We start from the raw sequence: 18,401 nt of genomic DNA on the forward strand, positions 1-18,401 counted from the left end.
TTTACTTTATGTTTTTTACGCAATAATTGAGCAGGTCCTTTTGAAAATAAAGAAAAGACACCTTAAGGTGCCTTTCTTCGACTTGATAACTATATTATTGAACCTACATTTAAGGGGTACCGCCCTATGCCCATCAACTTAAGAAAACAAGTTATCCCCAAAATGATAAAAATAAATTTCAGGTCTATAAGAACACAAAATTTCCATTTAGAGGTTACTTTAAAATCTTAGCTTGATGGACAAGGGTATTCACTAAAATAGGTCGCCAGTCGTTACAGTCATAAACTCCTTAAAAAATTGTTCATAATTCATTTGTATTGCAATCCTATGTTTTGGACGATTACCGAATGTTTCTGGTTCAAAAGTAGATCTAAAATCTCCTATACTTTGCCCTCGTACAGTATCAAGTACATTAACCGTCACTGCTGATTGATGGTACGTAAAAATATCATCACGATTAATCGCAATCAAAGTGAGCGCATCATGAACCGGGCTACCTTGTATTCCAGGAACTTTTTTTTGATAAAATTGATAATAGTAATAGTCTAAAAGAGGTTTTAAAAACTTAGTTTTTCCTTTAGAGTGAATATAATTGACCATTTCTGGTGTTACGATAGCCGATTGTGTAACATTCAAAGGATAAATTGATAGATTCTTTGCGTATCTCATTACAATATTGGCTGCTACAGGATCGCCATAAAAGTTAGCTTCGGCAATGGGAGTAACATTTCCTGGATATAGAAAAGCTCCTCCCATAATATAATAAGAATGTACATATTCCATCACATCTCCATAAAGGAGAAATAAAGTTGCAAGTGAAGTTAGCCTTCCGGTATTCACGATAATAAGTTCATTTTTATACTGCTTAATAAGTGCGAGAACCTCAAAAAAATTCTCAAATGTTTGAAGCTCTAGTCCTGGGTGAATAGGCCCTATCCCAAATTTACCGTGAACTTCTGGATAAAAAGTTTCAGCTTCTGAAGACATGGAATGCTCTGCCCCACCAAAAACTTTTATATATTCTTTTCCTACACTTTTAAGTAAAAAGCGAACATTTCTAACAACTTCAGCTTGAGGTACGTTCCCATAGTCTGCAACAATTCCTATAACATCAATTTTATCTGTTAAATGTGCATATATGATAGCTATCGTATCGTCAATTCCAAAATCTCCAAAGAACAATACTTTTTTCCCCATACAATGTTTCTCCTTAATTTTACTAGCTTCTTAAACGGATTATAATTATGTATCGTAATATAAGATTGTCCCCATTTCTTTTTGTAGTACTGTGTATGAATGAATTCATTTAGTTAACATACACTTTCGTTAATAATGAACAAATTCCTTTTGTATGAAACGAAATAGTATATAAATACTGATTTTAACGCGTTTTTTCTGATACCCTATGCTCATCAGGTGGCCCTCAAAACCAAAAAAATGTATATTTTCCCCTGGAGATGGGGTAATTCTGAATGCTTAAGTTGATGGGCATGTGTAAAGAAGGCTATTTTGATTAATCTTTATTCGAGATGCCTTCTTTTTGTTTGTAAAGAATCCCTTCATAAATTGTTTTGTATTTTCATATAGTGAAAATAAGTTTTGTAAAAGTATGAAAATAACAAATTAATAAAAATCATTTGTATTTCATTGTAAATACGAAAGTAAACTTTTAAATAAAAATTTACCTTCAATGTCATATAAGAAGCACCCGTTACTTTAGAAACACTCCTATGAGATATAATTATTGATGGTGCTTTTTAGGTGATATACTGGAGGTAAATTACTCATCTAATGATGAAGGGAGGTTTACGCGTATGGAAGTAACATTTACAGTAAGTAAATGGGATGAAAAGCCAGTCAATGACACTAGAAAAGATTTCCCTATTAATATTGCCCATGTCGAATATGATATTGACGGTGAATTAAAAGGAAAAGCTTTTGTTGAATATTTATTATATTATTTAGAATCAACTATAGATGATGGTCACTTGGCTACTGCTAAAATTTCCGGGTTTTTACATTTTGAAGGAGTTTATAAGGGAAAACGAGGGACATTTACAGCTATAGAGCAAGGGATATTTGATAAGGGAAATCTTGATTCCCCTGCAACAATCATCAAAGCTACTGGTGAATTAGAAAGCCTGAAAGGGTCCTATAATTATAAGTTTACAGGTCAAACCAGTAAAATGACTCTAGACTTTGAATTCTAACAAAATATCTTATAATTTAGCAAAAAGGGCATCCACTGTAATACCAGGAATGTCCTTTTTTAAACTAAATTATACCGAAAAACAAGACTCGAAATTTTCAATGGGAGGAAATGATATGAGGATCACGATACAAGAATATGTGGTCAATGAAATAGATTCAGGGCCATATGGAATAACCGTAGGAAAAGACGGAGCATTGTGGTTTACGGAACAGAAAGGGAATCGAATTGGTAGAATAAATGCTACTGGTGAAATATATTCCTTTCCCATTCCGACAGCAAATGCAGGAGCTATGTCAATTATCTCGGACCAGACCGGTGACTTATGGTTTACGGAATATAACTCAAGCAAGATCGGTAAAATGTCGATGAACGGTCTTTTTGAAGAATATATACTCCCTACAACGAACGCTGCACCTTTTGGCATAACGGAAGGCCCAGATGGAGCAATATGGTTTACAGAAATGAATAATGGTAGGATCGGAAGAATAACAAAGTCAGGGGAAATCACCGAGTTTGAATTGCCTAACTCCAAATCATTTCCCTCTTTTATTACTCTGGGATCAGACGGTGCATTATGGTTTACACAGAATCAGAACAATAGGATTGGGAGAATAACCACTAAAGGTGAGGTCAAAGAATATCCAATCCCAACACCCAACTCCGGGCCAGTTGGAATTGCGAGCGGACCAGATGGAGCAATATGGTTTGTGCAAATCATGGGCAATAAAATTGGTAGAATTACGTTCGAAGGTGAGGTCAAAGAATTTGTTATACCGACGCCGAACGCTCGTCCGCATGCCATAATACCCGGGAAGAACAGAGATCTTTGGTTTACAGAATGGGGAGGTAACCAAATCAGCCGTATTACAGTTGAAGGAGTTATTACGGAATATACGATACCTACAAACAATGCAGAGCCACATGGTATCACGTTTTGTCCGGATGGCGATCTTTGGTTCGCTGAAGAGTGTAATCAAATTGGACGTCTAACAATCATTACGTAATAGGGATATCGTCCATCGCTATCAAGCTCAGAAAAGTAAATATCCCCAAACGAGAAAATTGGCATCTCCAAGTGAAAATGTACATTTTTTCGTTACAAGTTAGGGGTAGCACAAACATAATATTCCAAGCTATAATTTGTTATTTAAGAGATTCAATTGTGAAGTAGGATAAAAGATTGGATTGTAAGTAGGAATTGAGGGTTTATATGGAAAAATCAAAAAGTAACCAAAATAAAATAACTGCTGGCTTGTTGACCGTATATTTATTTGTATTAACATGGATTATACTCTTTAAAATGCAATTTTCATTTCAAGACTTGCGTCATTTCACGGATTTTAGGGGAATCAACTTAATCCCTTTTGCTGGTTCAGTTATTAAAAACGAGCAAATAGATATTGGTGAAATAATCTATAACGTATTTGCATTTATCCCATTTGGAATTTATATCAGCATGCTAAAACCAAGTTGGTCTTTCTTGAAAAAGATTGTACCAATAGCGGGAATAAGTTTGTTATTTGAATTATTACAATTCATCTTTGCTATAGGAGGTAGCGATATAACTGACCTTATCGGAAATACATTAGGTGGAATTATTGGAGTTGGAATTTATATTGTATTTTGTAAGCTGTTTAGTACAAAAGCAAATAAAATCCTTAATGTTTTAGCTTCAATCGGAACTATATGTATTTTTTCATTAGTGTTGTTATTAATTATTGGTGTTATTAGGTACGGGAATTATGGCTAATAGATGAATTGAAACATCGGACATTATTAACGGAGCGTGGAGTGATAATGATTGTAAATTTTTTACATGTTAAGACTGCACTTTTAGGAACTTTATACTGCAATCGGAGCATGTTGTTGAAAAAGGCTCATTGAATAATGACAGTTTATTTTAAGAAAGTAAATCGATAATATAGTAAATAATACTTTCCTTAACCCTGTACTATGGTATAGGGTTTATACTTTATATGAGGTGAGATAGATGCAATATCTTATTATCAAAACTTTAATAGATTCAGAAAAGGAAGCAGAAGAATATTTATAAAAATAATAAATTGTAAAGTTGGAAGAATAATGGAAGATTGTTGTAGTAACCTTAAAGGAATAAAAATTGAAAATAATGGTCATTGTCCATCATGTAAAAATAAAGCTAAGAATGTAAAGTTGATTACACTAAAATTATTGCTTAAACCATCTGCATTAGAAACATTAAATGCTAAAGAAAATCACTATTTTTGTTCAAACGAAGATTGTGATGTAGTCTATTTTGATACGAATAATAAAAAATACTTTGTACCTGACATAAAGGTAGCTGTAAATCAAAAAGATGACTCAGCAACTACACCAATTTGTTATTGTTTTGATTGGACAAAAGAAAAAATCAAACAATATGTGGAAAATGGACTTACTCCTAATCCAGTAGAGCATATTCGCGAAAACATAAGAGAAAATCGATGTGGTTGTAACATTGCCTAAACAATCCACAAGGTAGTTGTTGTTTAGGCAATGTTACAACTTATATTAGAAAAATGTCATAAGAAACTTAAATGTTGCTTTTTTTCACCAAAATACTTGGGGTATTTCAAAATCTCAAGTCGATGGGCATGTGACGTTGCCTCATGCTCACCAAGCTAGTTAGTGTATGTTAAGTAAACCTTATGGATTTGTATATCTCATCCATCCACTTTCAGATTGTTTCGCTTTATACTTCCCATAGGACAGAAGCTTCATTGCCGAGCGATTGGCCGCATGAAAAACCAAGTTCAGCTTCCATTCTTCCTCCATTTCACTGGGATAGGTGGTAGATTCATAAACATAATAACTCGCCATGATACAAGGGATTACTTGCTCCGGTTCAAATCCATAAGCAGTTGCATCATCCACAACTAAATCAATGATGCATCGGTTTCCATCTTTCACTTTTTTCTGGAGTAATTTTTTTACCGATTCTGGTACTAATTCCAATATTTTATCCTTCATGTCAGTCACCTCATCTTTTATCATGTCCAGATAGCCTGGGGATATGTGTCAAACAGAATGAAATTCCAACCGTAATTGCACAGGTTTAACAAGATCTTAAGGACTATATCACCCTAAAAGAGAAAATGACTTTAAATAAAAGAAACCCCGATTGTCTGCGGGGCTCCTAAGGGTAATCGTCAAGTAATGACGTACTCGACTAATTAACGATATCATGAATTTTTTGGTAAAAATACTGGTAAATGTGTCCAAAAGAATGAGGGCACCATTTGGGATGAAAACGCTATTTTAATTTCAAACAAAAGAACAGTCAGCAAAAGCTAACTGCTCGGTTCTCCAAGGGGGAACAAGGAGAAAGTAACTTAATCGGTTGTCTACAGTATTGACGGAATATTGAATTTTATTCAGGGGACTATGTTATATGATTGATAAAAAATTCCTTTATTAGCAGTAAAACCCCGAGGAGAGACAAGACTTCAATTGAGAACCAAAACATGCTTTTTTGAGGTTTTTTAAACTCCATTATTATGGAAGAAAATAAAAAGGTTGCAATCATCATGATAATTAAGAGACGGATTATATCAGACATTAATAGCACTCCTAATATTTAATCAGTTTCATTATATAATTATTTCCAATGAGATGGAATTTAAGAATTGTTTTATTGAAATTCGAACAAAAAAGGTTCTGTTGTCTCCAACAGAACCTTTTCTAAAATGGCAAAGAGTAACTCTTACCTTACTCTTCTGCTATATAATACACAAAACACGTATAGATGTGTAGAACAAGAAATTCCAATATGTTTATTCTAATATATCGTTTAAAAGAATCTTGTAGGGGTTTAATACAAGGGATTAAATTACAAACGTTGATTTATCAATGGATATTAATGATGAACTAGAAAGTGATAGTTAATAAAGGGATATCAAAATAATAAAATATGAAATATTGCATATTCAATTGAAATAGAAATTTACAAGTAGAAAGCGAGGAATAACAATGGGGCTAGGAAACCATAGAACAGAAAATAGTTTGAGTGTAAATGACATTTTCGAAATGACAGGTGTTCCGCTTTCTACTATTTATGCGAAGAATGTCATTGGGAATTCCATAGACACTTCGAAATAGTTAAATCACACGAGTATTTTATGGAGACACCTAAATATACAGAATTGATAGGATTATGGGAAGTATTGAATGATCCCATTATCTATGAAAGAGTTCAAGGAACTTGTTTATAAAGGGTTGGATTTTAAAAAAATGTAAAAAAATCATTTAATGAAGAAGAAATAGAAGCAAACAACAAACAATTAAAGTAGCGAATCCGATGCTTTAATTGTTTGTCACCATTTAAGAAGGACTAGAATATATTAGGAGTAAATAAAAGCATAGGAGTGATAAATATGTTCTTCGCAAAGTTACGTGGTAGAAATGAAGTTCCACCAGTAGAAACCGATGCTAGAGGACAAGCTTTCTTTAAATTAAGCCAGGACGAGCTTAGTTTAAAATTCAAGTTAGATTTATTCGATATAGAAAATGTAGTAGTTGCCCATCTGCATCTAGGAGCCAAAGGAACGAACGGTCCTGTTGTAGCTTTTTTATTTGGGCCTATAACAAATCCGGTTTCAATAGAGTGTGCAACTTTTACAGGGATGATCACTCAAGAGGATTTGGTTGGGCCGTTGGCTGGTCAAACTTTAGCCGCTCTTGTAAATGAAATCATCTCTGGAAACATTTATATTAATGTTCATACAGTACAACATCCTAATGGCGAAATTCGTGGCCAATTGTATCATTGCTAATTAAGTATAGTAGTGAAAAAGTTTAGTGTAAGACATAAATCATCCGTTGAGCGGGCTTTTATTTGGAATAGGATGACTGAAAAAATACAGATAGCCAATATAATCTTAATTACTTTTAAAATCCATTTTCATTGTTTTGAAAGTAATCAAATTTAATTAGAAAACAATATGAAGTTACAATTAATTAGAAGTAGCGAATCCGCTGCTTTTTTATTTTGCATAGAAAAAAGGAAACCGCAAAGGATCCTTTTTATATTAAGCTGCTTTATAATTTTTATTTTTAATTCTATTTCTAGTATCCATAAATGCGGCGGATGTCGCTATAGCACCACCTAAATCATAAACTTGGAATTTGTGGACAAAAGCAAGTCCTACAATGAAATTGTAGCTGTATATAAAGCATGTAATACCGAACAGCCATAACATGAACTTTAAATCTTTTAAGCTCAATCTATAAGTCTTAATTTTTTTCCACATATGTATCAACTCCTATCGTTCTGAAGTTCTATAGTTTTTCTTTTTGATCTCTCGCATGTTTACGATAAAGAATAGAAAGAAGATAACAGCTGCGATGCCATTAACCCAGTAATACGTATGTCCCATTGTGAATCCATCATAGAAGGAATAGGCATTCCAAATTATAAGGATTATTGAGCAGATAGTAGAGGTCATTAATGAGCCAAAACTTCTCATGCTTTTCACCTCGATTCAAAGTTTTAGAACTTTTTATACAATTATACATTTAAATAAAAAGATTTACAAAAGGAATTACCATAAGGAGGGGTTATGACTATACGCTCTAACGGGACAAACTGTTGGGAATGGTGAAGGAAACAGGGGTTCTAATGGTGGATATCAATACGTTAAGTCAGGTGGATTCAGTACTAACTCCTTAGATGAAGCTATTCAAGCTATGGCAGAACGAGGAATAAAAGGTAGCGTTAATCTTGATTCACTTTCTGGACTATGTTATATCCAAACCGATGTCCTACCTAATACAGAGTTAGATAATAGTTGAAGCCGTCCTTAATCGGGCGTCTTCAACTATTATCTAAATGCTTCTTTAGCTTTCTCTATCTGTATTTAACCTAGAATACAAGATTCTTTCATTTTTATTCCCGGATACATTTGAAAAACTGAATGTTTTTATCTCAAGTTAATTATATCTATAAATTTAAGGAAAACTCTGTTATAAGATGCATCAGTGCAAGTTATTAAATTCTGTATCGGATTTATGTCAGTTACAGTCACATATCTAGTAAGCAAATGACCATCCCTATAATAAGTAATCAATATCTTCTCTTCAGAAAGAAATGAACATATTAACTTGTTTTCAATAATTTCTTGTTCGTCTTGGGTTAATGTAGGGCGCTCCACTTTTGTTTGTTTTTTAACAATCTTACCAATAGCGGTGAATTTCTTCGGTATCGAAGCGAATGGAGTCCGCTTAGTCATTCCTATTTCTTTTGGCATATGTGTATCGTGCATGCTGTATATCTCCCTAATTGCTATTAATAACTGTATCATTATATCAAATTTTGGAGATGTTAGGATTGTTTATATAATTATAAAATAAATATTTAGAGGTTTTTGACTCTTTATAAAATTAACCTAATGTAACTAAGCATGATTTATATATAATTGAGTAATGAACGTGAATCAATTATTGTCATAGATGTAAGCAACATTTATAATGCAAAAGAATTGCATTTACTTCTTAAAGAGAAGCTTGAGTTTCCTGATTTGTACGGGGAAAACTGGGATGATTTTTGGGATTGTATTGCAGGATTTGTGTGTCATTTGCCAAACAAAATGATCTTCGACGGATGGTCAAAGTTAGAAAAAAAGGTTACCGAGAGATACAAAAATAATGAAAGAGTGTCTTCTTGATTATAATGAAGAGGATAGAAAGGATTCTGAATGGAAAAGCGAATTCTTATTTAATTGAATACTGTTAATATGATATGTAAATATGCATATTGTATTTATTTGGGTTTTTTTGTATGTTAAAATTAAATATAAGGATGTAAATATATAACGAACCAAAAGTAGGAATATCCAATGAATTTTGAGAGGTGTTACATGTTTAAAAATAAGAAATTAATTCGATTTTGTCTAACATTATTTGTATGTTTATCTGTAATTGATTTTACAATCGGTTATTTTCAAACATATCTTGAAACAGCAGCAGATATTAAATGGGTAATACCAAAAATTTGGAAAGCTATTTTGATAGATGCTCCTGAAAGCATACTTGTTATTGTAGGTGCAATAGCCTTATATGATTTCACAAAAGAGACATCGCCAAAAGACGCATCAATCTAAATGCGTCTTTTTTCAAATTTATTCAATTAGCAATTTCATGGAGAATCTTGCTGTAAAAGCAGAATAAGAAGCCCTAATCAAGGTTTTTTGTAGAAAAATCAGTCTTTTTATTCTTGTCAGTGAAATGTAGATTTACGATGTTTAGATATTTGCATGAATATCAGGAGACATTATATGGTCGATTAATGACTGTCTTTAAAAAGGAAATTTAATTATCTGTATTTATATTTATATGGTAAAATAGTACAGTATTTATAAATTATAGGGGGTATATAATATGATTAATGAAATAGTTTGGGGAAGTCCAGGTAGTTTGCTCTGTTTAGGCTTTTTTTTAGCAGGTTTGGGAGTATTCATAAGATTGTCTAGAATGCCGAAATAATAAAAAGTTTAGTACATAACCAGTGTTAATAGATGAAGCTTTGCTTTATGGACGATTAACGAGTGTTTTAGAAAAAACATATTTATGACTTATTGAAAAAAGACGCCTGCATGAGCGTCTTTTTATTAAAATTTATAGTTTAAAGAGTCACCTAGAAGAGAACAATATATTAATTAACAAAAAAGAAAAGACACCCTAAGGTGCCTTCCTCCGACTTGAACCATCTTAATTTTAATAATATTGGACTCCCGTCCAAATATTATTTTACCATGTTAAGTTATTTTGTCCATTGAGAAAGAAAATTTAAATCTATGCTTTGTTGTTTTGGGAAATATTCCATATCGATAATTACAATACACGTTGTAGTATTTGAATTATTTATCTGCTTAAAAGTTGAAATTAAAAAGAACCCCATAAATGATAAACCATGCCACTAACAAAAAACACTAATACTAAAAACAAAACAATTAAAGCAAGTACGCCATTTTGATTATGTTCCATAAAATTAGCTCCTTTTAGATTTATTTTTATCCCGCATGAACTGCCCGTAAACGCCCGATTGGTGAAGGCTAATAATCAGTGGGGAGATGAACAAAGCCCCCACTGATTAAAGTTCCACTTTATATACAAAAAAGCCTTTAGTCGTAATTATGGCTAAAGGCTTTCGGCATTATACTTTTTAGTTTATAAAATTTTATATAGAGAAGAATTTATAATTTTTTTATCAAATTTGGAACTGAAAGTGTACTAGCTTGATAATGAAGCCTGGCTATTAGAATTGAAAAATTTTAGTTTTATTATAATTAATAGAAATGAAAGTAGTGTGAATATAAATCCGCTCCAAATAAGCTGGTGAATACCTAAGTTTGAAATGAACCAGCCTCCAATTGTTGTTCCTAGAGTAATTCCGAGATTTGAGAATGAAACGAATAAGCTATTACCGAATTCAGGCGCTTCTTTTGCTTCGCTTATTAACCATGTTTGACCAACAATTAATCCACCAGCATGTACGATTCCCCAAATGAATACGATAAAAATCATTGGAACAAGGTAGGAACCTAAATAATAAACTAATATATAAACAATAGAATATAGGATAGGGAATAATATTACTGTATTTACTATACTTTTTTGCAGGAGACTTCCAAATAAATGATTACCTAAAATCATAACGATACCAAATATGAATAGCATGATACTGATGAGAGATCCATTCATGGAAGTTACTTTTGCAAGGTATTCAGCGAAGTAGCTGTATACGGAAAACATGGCTGCAAAAAGGAATGTGACGGTTAAAATATTTAACCATAATCCTGGTTTGCCGAGTATACGAATTTGTTTGCCGAAAGACATCTTTTCTGTAACAGGCATAGAAGGAAGTAGGATTAGTATTCCAATGAATGCAAGAGTGTTAACAAGCGCTCCGAATAAGAAAGAAATTTCGAGTGAAAATTGATCTGCAAGGTAAGAGGTTAGTGGTACACCTAAAGCAAAGCCAACAGTAATTCCCATAAAAACTTTTGTAACCGCTTGACCGCTCTTTTCTGGAGGGACAAGTTTAGCAGCTGTTACAAGAGCGATTGAAAAGAAGAGTGGGTGAAGTGCTGCCGGTAAAATACGAAAAATAAGCATGATTTCAAATTGTGTTGTATAGGCGTAGATTATATTTGAAATAACAAATATGAAAATTGCTGATAATAAAATTATTTTGCGATTCATACTAGAGACGAGCAGAATTAAAAACGGACCAGAAATAGCAACAACTAGTGCAAATATACTTACTAAAAATCCAGCTTGTGTAGTTGAAATTCCGAATTTTTCAGTGATTTGTGGTAATACGCCGACAATACCCATCTCGGTAGTAATAATTCCGAACACACCTATTGCGAGTGTCAGAATAAGTAAAGGATTTACTTTTTTCATTTATAAAACTCTCCATTCGTATCGGTATTTTGAAAGTAAATTCATTAACAAATAAGCATTATTACAAGCATGATTGGATGCCAATATTATCAGGACTATGTAATTTCAAATACAATAACAGATATCTAGATAATTAGATGTGATATATTAAAAAATTTTCTCCTTTCTATGTTTCTTGCTTTTATAGGTAGTGCAATTTTATAAAAAAGCAGAATGTGTGAAAGCTAATAATCAATTAATTATTAGCTTTCATTTTATAATTCGTTTTGAACGTATTCAGAAAACTCTCGTATTGTTTTTTCATTTCGGCGATAGTAGGTCCATTTTCCAATTCGGTCAGATTGTAGTAAACCTGCTTTTTTCATAGTTAATAAATAACTAGAAATAACCGATTGGGCTAAGCCAGTTTTAAGCTGGATATCTCCTACGCACACTCCAACTTGAAAGCTAAGGCCTTGCTCTAGATAAGCTTTTTCATCGAAATGGTTTTCTGGATTTTTCAACCATGATAAAATTTGACATCTTGTTTCATTTGACAATGCTTTATAAATCAATAAAGGTTCCATAAGGATATTATATCTACTTTTATAGATTTGTAAATGGGTTTTGGTGATTTTAAGGGGAGAAGGTATAGTTGATCCCCTTGAATAGGAATAAGGTGCTCTTGATCTGTATCCTTTGTAAAGGACACTCTAAAAAAAGTTAGGCAACCTAAAAAAGATGATTTCTGTATGCAAACAGGAGTCATCTTCTTTAAATTCTATTGATAGCAAGAGTGATTATAGTACGTCATATATTTCTTAATTTCATGTGGTAACTGAACAAACGATTCACATGATTTTATATATGCTTCATCGGTTAAAGTACTACGAGGATTACGTGTAAAAATGATAATATTGTCAGGTTTAAGCATGTTGTTGCCTAGCTATCAATGGCGGATTCCTAAGAAGAGTAATAATAAAACCCAACATAAAATTTAAGGAAAATTTTATGTTTACCCCATTTTTTATTTTAAAAGTTTTTCCTATCCTATAAATGAGTTACATCAAGAAGGAGACTAAAAACGATAAAGTCATAGATGAAAATGTAAAGTTAGGGGATTCTACATGCATACAGAAGTTTTGATGGATTATTTGTATACTTATTCTTTTACTATTATTTTTTGTATTGTGTTTCAAATTGTGTTTTATTTTAAAGCGAAAAGAAATATATCTATTCTGCATTTTCTATGGGTATATGTTTTTCTATTCTACCTTTCGCTAGTATATGGGGTGACGCAGATCGCGACTGTATGGGATATAAGTAGATATGAAACGTGGATTCGTGTAAGTCAAATCAACTTGACTCTATTTGATACTGCAGGTAGTACTGCGTATCTTTTGAACATTTTACTGTTTATGCCGTTAGGTTTTTTATTACCGACTATTTGGCCGCATTTTAGAAAAATGAAAAACACCGTATGTGCGGGATTCTTTTTTTCATTGGCAATTGAGTTAAATCAATTACTAAATAATAGAATTACAGATATTGATGATTTATTTACGAATACCCTCGGGGCGATTATTGGGTATGTAATATATAGAGTTTTATTTAAAATGATATGTAAAAGAGAGGAAAAAAAGCTTGATACCAACTTTCCTCTAGTTATAAAATACGAGGCTATTTTTTGTTTAGTGTGTTCATTTGTAGGTGCGATGTTCATTTATTATCCTGGAGATCTGTAAGCCTCCAATAAGATGGTTGCGATATCGTTTATAAAATGATTCTAGTTCTCCAAGCTCAAACACGGTAAAATGTGAATGGTACATCCGATTTTCTGACTTAACAGATACAGTTTATGTATTACATGATAGGTAGGTGTAAATATGTTACATGTTCAATTATCTCAATACTTACTAAAAGAGTTTCAACCTGCTTTTCATACAGATGGAAAACGAGTGTATATGTTAAAAGATGAAGGATTATCACCGTATCCTATCTATTTAAATCGTCCTATTATGATAGGAGTGGGGACGAATTGGAATCAGCATACAGGATTTGAAGAAATCATTAAAGGATTTATAGGTGCAATTAACAAAATTCCTATGTATATGGTATTTGAAACTTATTTGTGTAGAGACCTTATTGAAAGTTTTTTAGAAGAGAATACATTTCATTTTGAGCTAGTTTTTACTAATAAGAAAAAGGATACGAACTTTTTTAAAGTGTTCATTACCGATAGTGATGATATAACTACACTTATGAAGTATTTCTTCCAATCAGCACGAGATTCTCTCTATACGTTATTAAGCTATTCAACAGACTGTAAGATTATCAGTAACAGTACTGGTGAGATTGAAATAAAAGCGGACAGTTTCTATCCAAGCTTTTCATTTATGTATGATGCGCAAGAGTTATTTATTATTGGTGGGGAAGAAAAGTGGTCAGATATCCATTATATAAATAGATTTTTCCGTCTTGAGCAGATTACAGATGAGCTAACTATTGATGTAAGGAAATGAATGTAATGATGATGTGTGTTTTAATTATATAAGTTTTGGATCTAAGGAATTAAAGTTAGTTGAGCAACTTTGTGTAGCGGAAGGATTATTTGTATGTCACACTAAAGACCGAAAGTGATAAGGTGCTGTATAAATAACTAATTTGATGACTTGAATGTATAAATTTAAAAACTTTCCTTTATGGAGAGTTTTTTATTACAAAGAAAAGACACCCATATAAGAGTGTCTTTTCCGATAGTTTGTTTAGCAGAAGCAAGAAGCTCCAACTATGATTAATAAAATAAACAATACTACTAATAAAGCAAAGCCGCCAGAAAATCCACAGCCGCCACAACTACCACCAAATCCCATAATAGTTCCTCCTTTAATAAGAGGGGAAAACAAGGGGTCACTCATGTATTTTAACGGATTCAAATTACTTTATGTTTTTAACGCAATAATTGAGCAGGTCCTTTTGAAAATAAAGAAAAGACACCTTAAGGTGCCTTTCTCCGACTTGATAACCGCATTTCGAAACGGGTGGATAACTTGCAAATAGTATGTATGCTTCGATTTATTTACAGATACCTTAGATTTATACATTCTTCATATAAGTCAGTACTTTTGATTACTAAACGTTCAATCATCATAATGTTTCGTTTATTGTTACCAACTACTCGCTCCAACATCCACCTTCAACCACTTCACCCAATCCAAATCTTCTACCTTAAGCAAACTCAGTGAAACACCCTTCATATCTAAAGAAGTTAGAAGAGTACCAACCTTTACGAACTTCACATGTAAGCCTTCCAGCTCACATAAACGGCGAATGTCGTTTGCGAAAATGTATTGTTCCATTAATGGAGTTGCGCCTAATCCGTTAATGAGGATGGCGAAGTCGTCACCTTTTTTCCAGCGATAAATGCTTTTTAGTTTATTCATAAGTTCGATCGCTAATATTTCAGAAGAGGATAGTGCTTCTTTACGGTAACCTTTTTCGCCGTGAATGCCGACGCCATAAAAGACTTCATCGTCGTTTAATGTGAATGAAGCTTTTCCCTGCATGGGATCATTGGCAGGTGAAAGGGCGACTCCTAATGTGTGTAAGTTGTCGGTGATAGAACGACCAAGTGTTGTTAGTTCTTCTAAAGAATGGCCTTCAAAAGCGGCCGCACCTAATATTTTTTGAACGAAAACAGTACCAGCGACGCCGCGTCTTCTTTTATTAAAAGAAGCATCATCTTCAATTGAAACGTCGTCATTTACGATGATGTGGTCAATTTGTCTTCCTTCTTCTTTGGCGATTCGCTTCGCCTCTAGAAAGTTTTCTACGTCATCTTTAAAGTTTTTAATGATGAATAAAATACTCTTATCTTTTGGCATTAAGCGAGTTGCCGCCACAATTTGTTCGACTGTAGGCGGAGTGAAGATACTGCCGTTTACGGCCGCCGTAAGCATTCCGTTTCCTACATAACCAATATCAGCAGGTTCGTGTCCGCTACCACCGCCGCTTATCATGACAACGTTTTGCTTCAGTTTTGCGATATCTTTTACATAAATGATGTTATGTGTTTCGTCGTAATTTACTTTATCGTTATGTTCAAAATAAAAGCCATGCAGCATATCTTGAACAATATTTTGTACATCATTCATAATCTTTTTCATTGCTTTTGCCACCCTTTGATTACTTTGCTGATTGCTCGAGTAAAAGTAGTAATTGATTGTTTATCATATTTTTCATGAGAGAAGACATAATGGACGGATCTACTTCGCATTTGCTTTCAATCCAATCTTTTATCGTTCCAACGAAGCCGTGACTATAAAAGGAGGCAATCGTATTTTTTGTTTCATCAGAAAGGCTGAATCCACAGCTCACAGATAATTCATCAATAATCTTCATATATAAGTTTTTCGTATGCTCAAATAAATAGTGATTAAACGAGTTTTGCTCAATGACTTTAAATGCATTTCGGTAAAATTTTTGATTTTCATAAAAGTAATCAAATAATAAATCGAAAATGTTTTCCCATGTTTCATAGTCGAGAAAGTCGATAATGTTTTCTTTCGTTTCTTCTCTATAAATCCAGCTTAATAGTTCAAATTTATCTTTAAAATGATAATAAAAAGTTTGCCTACGCATTTGACAGTGTAACATAATATCGCTCACTGATATTTTATGAAACGACTCTGTTTCCATTAAATACTTCAATGAATTCGCGATTATCTTTTTAGAAATTATAGAAGAGGTCATGTGGATCATCCCTAGAATGTTATTAATATGAAAATCCTACCTACAAATGAGAGCAGTGTCTTTAGACAGATTGTCCATTTTGTCCGTTTACTATAAAACGCTTTCATTTTAACATGAGTAGTAAGAAGAAGATTTCAAATATATCACAATATATTAAAGGAATTGAGGGAGAATCACAATGAAAAAGATTATAAACAAACCAGAAACATTAGTAATGGAAATGTGCAACGGAATGGTTATGGCTCACCCAGAGCTTGAGCTTTTGAAAAAATATAAAGTCATTAAGAAGAAAGAAATGAACGAAAATAAAGTAACGTTAATTAGTGGCGGTGGTAGTGGTCATGAGCCAGCGCATGCAGGATTAGTCGGAAAAGGAATGTTAGATGCGGCAGTGTGCGGAGATGTGTTTGCTTCTCCTTCACAAATCCAGGTGTATCAAGCAATTAAAGAAACAGCTAGTAAAAAAGGAACGTTATTAATTATTAAAAATTACAGCGGCGATATTATGAATTTCAAAAACGGTGCGCATTTAGCGACGGAAGATGGAATTGAAGTAGACTACGTAAAAGTGGACGATGATATTGCGGTAGAAGATAGTCTGTATACAGTAGGACGCCGCGGCGTTGCGGGAGTTATTTTAGTTCATAAAATTGCCGGCGCAGCAGCGGAAGCAGGTATGGATTTAGGAGCGGTGAAAGCTGTCGCAGAAAAAGCAGCTGCTAACGTGCGTACAATCGGTTTAGCGTTAACTTCTTGTACAGTTCCAGCGAGCGGATCACCTACTTTCACACTTGCGGAAGATGAGATGGAATACGGCGTAGGTATTCACGGTGAACCAGGTATTAAACGTGAAAAAACGATGTCAGCAGATGAATTAGCTAACCGTATGACAAATGATTTAATAAAAGATTTAGGAGTAAAAGACGGCGAAGAAATTGCGCTTTTAGTAAATGGTTTTGGCGGAACACCACTGCAAGAACTTTACTTATTTAACAACGCAGTGACGAGAGAACTAGCTGCTAGAAGCATTAAAATAAACAGAGTATTCGTTGGTAATTATATGACGAGTATTGATATGGCTGGTATGTCTTTAACAGTAATGAAACTAGACGATGAGCTAAAAACATTACTATCGAAAGAATGTAATACACCAGCGTTTAAAGTAGATGGGCCAGTTGAAAGTGTTGAGTACGTGAATGTGCTTGAAGATGTAGAAGAGAAGGAAGTTTCCTTTGAAATAGAAACAGCGGAAGAGCATGCTGTTATTAAAAATAATGTCATTACATTAAACAATATGATTTATCTCGTTGATAAAATGAGCGACGTTATTATTAAAAACGAAGTACCGTTCTGTGAATTAGATACACATGCAGGGGATGGCGACTTCGGAATGAGTGTAGCAAAAGGATTTAAGCAATTAAAACGTGAGTGGCATTCTATTGTAGATCAAGAGAACGTAACGATCGGATCATTCCTTGACGGTTGTTCGATGATTATTATGGAACATTGCGGCGGCGCATCTGGTCCAATTTGGGGCGGAGCATTCCGCGCAGCTAGTAAAGCAGCAGGCGAGAAGCGTGAGTTAACAGTGAAAGAGTTCGCTGAAATGTTGCAAGCAGCACTGCAAGGCATACAATCTATCGGTGAAAGATCATTCGGAAGAGGAGCAGTAGTTGGTGATAAAACACTTGTTGATGCACTTGCTCCATGTGTAGACTCTTGGTTAGCTAGCGCTTCAAACGAAGTAGACGTGAAAACTGCCTTTGAAAAAGGAGCAGAAGCAGCCGTTAAGGGAGCAGAGTATACGAAAGAAATCGTAGCTCGCATGGGCCGCGCCGGTACAGTTGGTGAAAGAAGTTTAGGCTATCCTGATGCAGGTGCACATGCGCTTGGAGTTATCTTTACGGAGATTGCGGGTAGTTTGAAATAGGAATGAGAAAATCCCCTCTGCCTTATGGTGGAGGGGTTCTTTATTTATAACCATCATTCTTCCAGTGAAAAAATTTATCCCGCGTTAACGGACAGTAAAACTCCCACC

18 protein-coding genes and 5 pseudogenes are annotated in these 18,401 nt (G+C 33.7%); 12 read left to right on the top strand and 11 right to left on the bottom strand.

Annotation, left to right across the window (positions count from 1 at the left end):
* Positions 1-252: 252 nt before the first annotated feature.
* Positions 253-1,197 (bottom strand): nucleoside hydrolase, encoded by a 945-nt coding sequence (locus tag BAU23_RS04295; protein WP_016128833.1) that lies wholly within the window; start codon positions 1,195-1,197, stop codon positions 253-255.
* Between the two features lie 617 nt (positions 1,198-1,814).
* Here BAU23_RS04295 and BAU23_RS04300 point away from each other — a divergent pair.
* The 4 genes and pseudogenes from BAU23_RS04300 (at position 1,815) to BAU23_RS04315 (ending at position 4,758) form a co-directional block, all read left to right on the top strand.
* Positions 1,815-2,210, top strand: coding sequence for a DUF3224 domain-containing protein (locus tag BAU23_RS04300; protein WP_016128834.1), 396 nt, complete (start codon positions 1,815-1,817; stop codon positions 2,208-2,210).
* Between the two features lie 115 nt (positions 2,211-2,325).
* Positions 2,326-3,216, top strand: coding sequence for a Vgb family protein (locus BAU23_RS04305; RefSeq protein ID WP_016128835.1), 891 nt, complete (start codon positions 2,326-2,328; stop codon positions 3,214-3,216).
* A gap of 206 nt (positions 3,217-3,422) precedes the next feature.
* Positions 3,423-3,962, top strand: a complete 540-nt coding sequence (locus BAU23_RS04310) for a VanZ family protein (protein ID WP_071733637.1) — start codon at positions 3,423-3,425, stop codon at positions 3,960-3,962.
* Between the two features lie 332 nt (positions 3,963-4,294).
* Positions 4,295-4,758, top strand: a pseudogene (locus tag BAU23_RS04315) (putative iron-sulfur cluster-binding metallochaperone).
* A gap of 118 nt (positions 4,759-4,876) precedes the next feature.
* On the opposite strand, the gene BAU23_RS04320 reads toward BAU23_RS04315, so the two are convergent.
* On the bottom strand, positions 4,877-5,200 hold the full coding sequence (locus BAU23_RS04320; RefSeq protein ID WP_000653290.1) for a hypothetical protein: 324 nt from the start codon (positions 5,198-5,200) through the stop codon (positions 4,877-4,879).
* Between the two features lie 999 nt (positions 5,201-6,199).
* Between BAU23_RS04320 and BAU23_RS30885 the strand changes: the two are divergent.
* Both BAU23_RS30885 and BAU23_RS04325 read left to right on the top strand, forming a co-directional pair.
* Positions 6,200-6,519 (top strand): annotated as a pseudogene (locus BAU23_RS30885) (hypothetical protein).
* Positions 6,520-6,603: 84 nt separating this feature from the next.
* Positions 6,604-7,002, top strand: coding sequence for a CHRD domain-containing protein (locus tag BAU23_RS04325; RefSeq protein ID WP_000464547.1), 399 nt, complete (start codon positions 6,604-6,606; stop codon positions 7,000-7,002).
* Between the two features lie 255 nt (positions 7,003-7,257).
* On the opposite strand, the gene BAU23_RS04330 is transcribed toward BAU23_RS04325, so the two are convergent.
* Positions 7,258-7,479: a hypothetical protein gene (locus BAU23_RS04330; RefSeq protein WP_016128840.1), complete on the bottom strand. Its 222-nt coding sequence runs from the start codon at positions 7,477-7,479 to the stop codon at positions 7,258-7,260.
* A 12-nt stretch (positions 7,480-7,491) separates the two neighbouring features.
* A complete protein-coding gene (locus BAU23_RS30470) occupies positions 7,492-7,695 on the bottom strand; it encodes a hypothetical protein (protein ID WP_071733639.1) in 204 nt (67 codons plus the stop codon).
* A 97-nt stretch (positions 7,696-7,792) separates the two neighbouring features.
* On the opposite strand from BAU23_RS30470, the pseudogene BAU23_RS30475 reads away from it, so the two are divergent.
* A pseudogene (locus BAU23_RS30475) lies at positions 7,793-8,011 on the top strand (N-acetylmuramoyl-L-alanine amidase); the annotation flags it as partial.
* A 137-nt stretch (positions 8,012-8,148) separates the two neighbouring features.
* On the opposite strand, the gene BAU23_RS04345 reads toward BAU23_RS30475, so the two are convergent.
* Positions 8,149-8,490 carry a YolD-like family protein gene (locus BAU23_RS04345; RefSeq protein WP_071733641.1) on the bottom strand — a complete coding sequence of 114 codons (342 nt, stop codon included), beginning with the start codon at positions 8,488-8,490 and terminating at the stop codon, positions 8,149-8,151.
* Between the two features lie 153 nt (positions 8,491-8,643).
* Between BAU23_RS04345 and BAU23_RS04350 the strand changes: the two are divergent.
* Positions 8,644-8,950: pseudogene (locus BAU23_RS04350) on the top strand (barstar family protein).
* A 113-nt stretch (positions 8,951-9,063) separates the two neighbouring features.
* Complete coding sequence (locus BAU23_RS04355) at positions 9,064-9,327, top strand: DUF3937 family protein (RefSeq protein WP_002094700.1); 264 nt, start codon at positions 9,064-9,066, stop codon at positions 9,325-9,327.
* Positions 9,328-10,456: 1,129 nt separating this feature from the next.
* On the opposite strand, the gene BAU23_RS04360 is transcribed toward BAU23_RS04355, so the two are convergent.
* The 3 genes and pseudogenes from BAU23_RS04360 to BAU23_RS30480 form a co-directional block, all read right to left on the bottom strand.
* Positions 10,457-11,632: an MFS transporter gene (locus BAU23_RS04360; RefSeq protein WP_071733643.1), complete on the bottom strand. Its 1,176-nt coding sequence runs from the start codon at positions 11,630-11,632 to the stop codon at positions 10,457-10,459.
* 254 nt (positions 11,633-11,886) lie between these two features.
* Positions 11,887-12,198 carry an ArsR/SmtB family transcription factor gene (locus tag BAU23_RS04365; RefSeq protein ID WP_000433538.1) on the bottom strand — a complete coding sequence of 104 codons (312 nt, stop codon included), beginning with the start codon at positions 12,196-12,198 and terminating at the stop codon, positions 11,887-11,889.
* A gap of 194 nt (positions 12,199-12,392) precedes the next feature.
* Positions 12,393-12,494 (bottom strand): annotated as a pseudogene (locus BAU23_RS30480) (TetR family transcriptional regulator); the annotation flags it as partial.
* Positions 12,495-12,738: 244 nt separating this feature from the next.
* Here BAU23_RS30480 and BAU23_RS04375 point away from each other — a divergent pair.
* Positions 12,739-13,356 carry a VanZ family protein gene (locus tag BAU23_RS04375; RefSeq protein WP_000556715.1) on the top strand — a complete coding sequence of 206 codons (618 nt, stop codon included), beginning with the start codon at positions 12,739-12,741 and terminating at the stop codon, positions 13,354-13,356.
* Positions 13,357-13,497: 141 nt separating this feature from the next.
* Complete coding sequence (locus BAU23_RS04380) at positions 13,498-14,133, top strand: hypothetical protein (protein ID WP_000903468.1); 636 nt, start codon at positions 13,498-13,500, stop codon at positions 14,131-14,133.
* Between the two features lie 243 nt (positions 14,134-14,376).
* Here BAU23_RS04380 and BAU23_RS04385 read toward each other — a convergent pair whose 3' ends face one another.
* From BAU23_RS04385 to dhaS, 3 genes are all read right to left on the bottom strand, one after another.
* Positions 14,377-14,484 (bottom strand): YjcZ family sporulation protein, encoded by a 108-nt coding sequence (locus BAU23_RS04385; protein ID WP_000505673.1) that lies wholly within the window; start codon positions 14,482-14,484, stop codon positions 14,377-14,379.
* 294 nt (positions 14,485-14,778) lie between these two features.
* The gene (gene dhaQ, locus BAU23_RS04390) at positions 14,779-15,777 is read right to left on the bottom strand and encodes a DhaKLM operon coactivator DhaQ (protein ID WP_016128847.1); all 999 of its coding nucleotides are present in this window, start codon (positions 15,775-15,777) and stop codon (positions 14,779-14,781) included.
* A gap of 19 nt (positions 15,778-15,796) precedes the next feature.
* A complete protein-coding gene (gene dhaS / locus BAU23_RS04395; protein ID WP_000204220.1) occupies positions 15,797-16,363 on the bottom strand; it encodes a dihydroxyacetone kinase transcriptional activator DhaS in 567 nt (188 codons plus the stop codon).
* 178 nt (positions 16,364-16,541) lie between these two features.
* On the opposite strand from dhaS, the gene dhaK reads away from it, so the two are divergent.
* Complete coding sequence (gene dhaK / locus BAU23_RS04400) at positions 16,542-18,293, top strand: dihydroxyacetone kinase subunit DhaK (protein ID WP_016128848.1); 1,752 nt, start codon at positions 16,542-16,544, stop codon at positions 18,291-18,293.
* The last annotated feature ends 108 nt before the right edge of the window (positions 18,294-18,401 follow it).

The organism is Bacillus nitratireducens (genome assembly GCF_001884135.1).
GTDB lineage: Bacteria > Bacillota > Bacilli > Bacillales > Bacillaceae_G > Bacillus_A > Bacillus_A nitratireducens.

Bases quoted from the DNA above. Each gene is read 5' to 3' on its own strand.
- BAU23_RS04295 (WP_016128833.1), bottom strand. From the start codon at position 1,197: ATGGGGAAAAAAGTATTGTTCTTTGGAGATTTTGGAATTGACGATACG.
- BAU23_RS04300 (WP_016128834.1), top strand. From the start codon at position 1,815: ATGGAAGTAACATTTACAGTAAGTAAATGGGATGAAAAGCCAGTCAAT.
- BAU23_RS04305 (WP_016128835.1), top strand. From the start codon at position 2,326: ATGAGGATCACGATACAAGAATATGTGGTCAATGAAATAGATTCAGGG.
- BAU23_RS04310 (WP_071733637.1), top strand. From the start codon at position 3,423: ATGGAAAAATCAAAAAGTAACCAAAATAAAATAACTGCTGGCTTGTTG.
- BAU23_RS04320 (WP_000653290.1), bottom strand. From the start codon at position 5,200: ATGAAGGATAAAATATTGGAATTAGTACCAGAATCGGTAAAAAAATTA.
- BAU23_RS04325 (WP_000464547.1), top strand. From the start codon at position 6,604: ATGTTCTTCGCAAAGTTACGTGGTAGAAATGAAGTTCCACCAGTAGAA.
- BAU23_RS04330 (WP_016128840.1), bottom strand. From the start codon at position 7,479: ATGTGGAAAAAAATTAAGACTTATAGATTGAGCTTAAAAGATTTAAAG.
- BAU23_RS30470 (WP_071733639.1), bottom strand. From the start codon at position 7,695: ATGAGAAGTTTTGGCTCATTAATGACCTCTACTATCTGCTCAATAATC.
- BAU23_RS04345 (WP_071733641.1), bottom strand. From the start codon at position 8,490: ATGCACGATACACATATGCCAAAAGAAATAGGAATGACTAAGCGGACT.
- BAU23_RS04355 (WP_002094700.1), top strand. From the start codon at position 9,064: ATGAATTTTGAGAGGTGTTACATGTTTAAAAATAAGAAATTAATTCGA.
- BAU23_RS04360 (WP_071733643.1), bottom strand. From the start codon at position 11,632: ATGAAAAAAGTAAATCCTTTACTTATTCTGACACTCGCAATAGGTGTG.
- BAU23_RS04365 (WP_000433538.1), bottom strand. From the start codon at position 12,198: ATGGAACCTTTATTGATTTATAAAGCATTGTCAAATGAAACAAGATGT.
- BAU23_RS04375 (WP_000556715.1), top strand. From the start codon at position 12,739: ATGCATACAGAAGTTTTGATGGATTATTTGTATACTTATTCTTTTACT.
- BAU23_RS04380 (WP_000903468.1), top strand. From the start codon at position 13,498: ATGTTACATGTTCAATTATCTCAATACTTACTAAAAGAGTTTCAACCT.
- BAU23_RS04385 (WP_000505673.1), bottom strand. From the start codon at position 14,484: ATGGGATTTGGTGGTAGTTGTGGCGGCTGTGGATTTTCTGGCGGCTTT.
- dhaQ (WP_016128847.1), bottom strand. From the start codon at position 15,777: ATGAAAAAGATTATGAATGATGTACAAAATATTGTTCAAGATATGCTG.
- dhaS (WP_000204220.1), bottom strand. From the start codon at position 16,363: ATGACCTCTTCTATAATTTCTAAAAAGATAATCGCGAATTCATTGAAG.
- dhaK (WP_016128848.1), top strand. From the start codon at position 16,542: ATGAAAAAGATTATAAACAAACCAGAAACATTAGTAATGGAAATGTGC.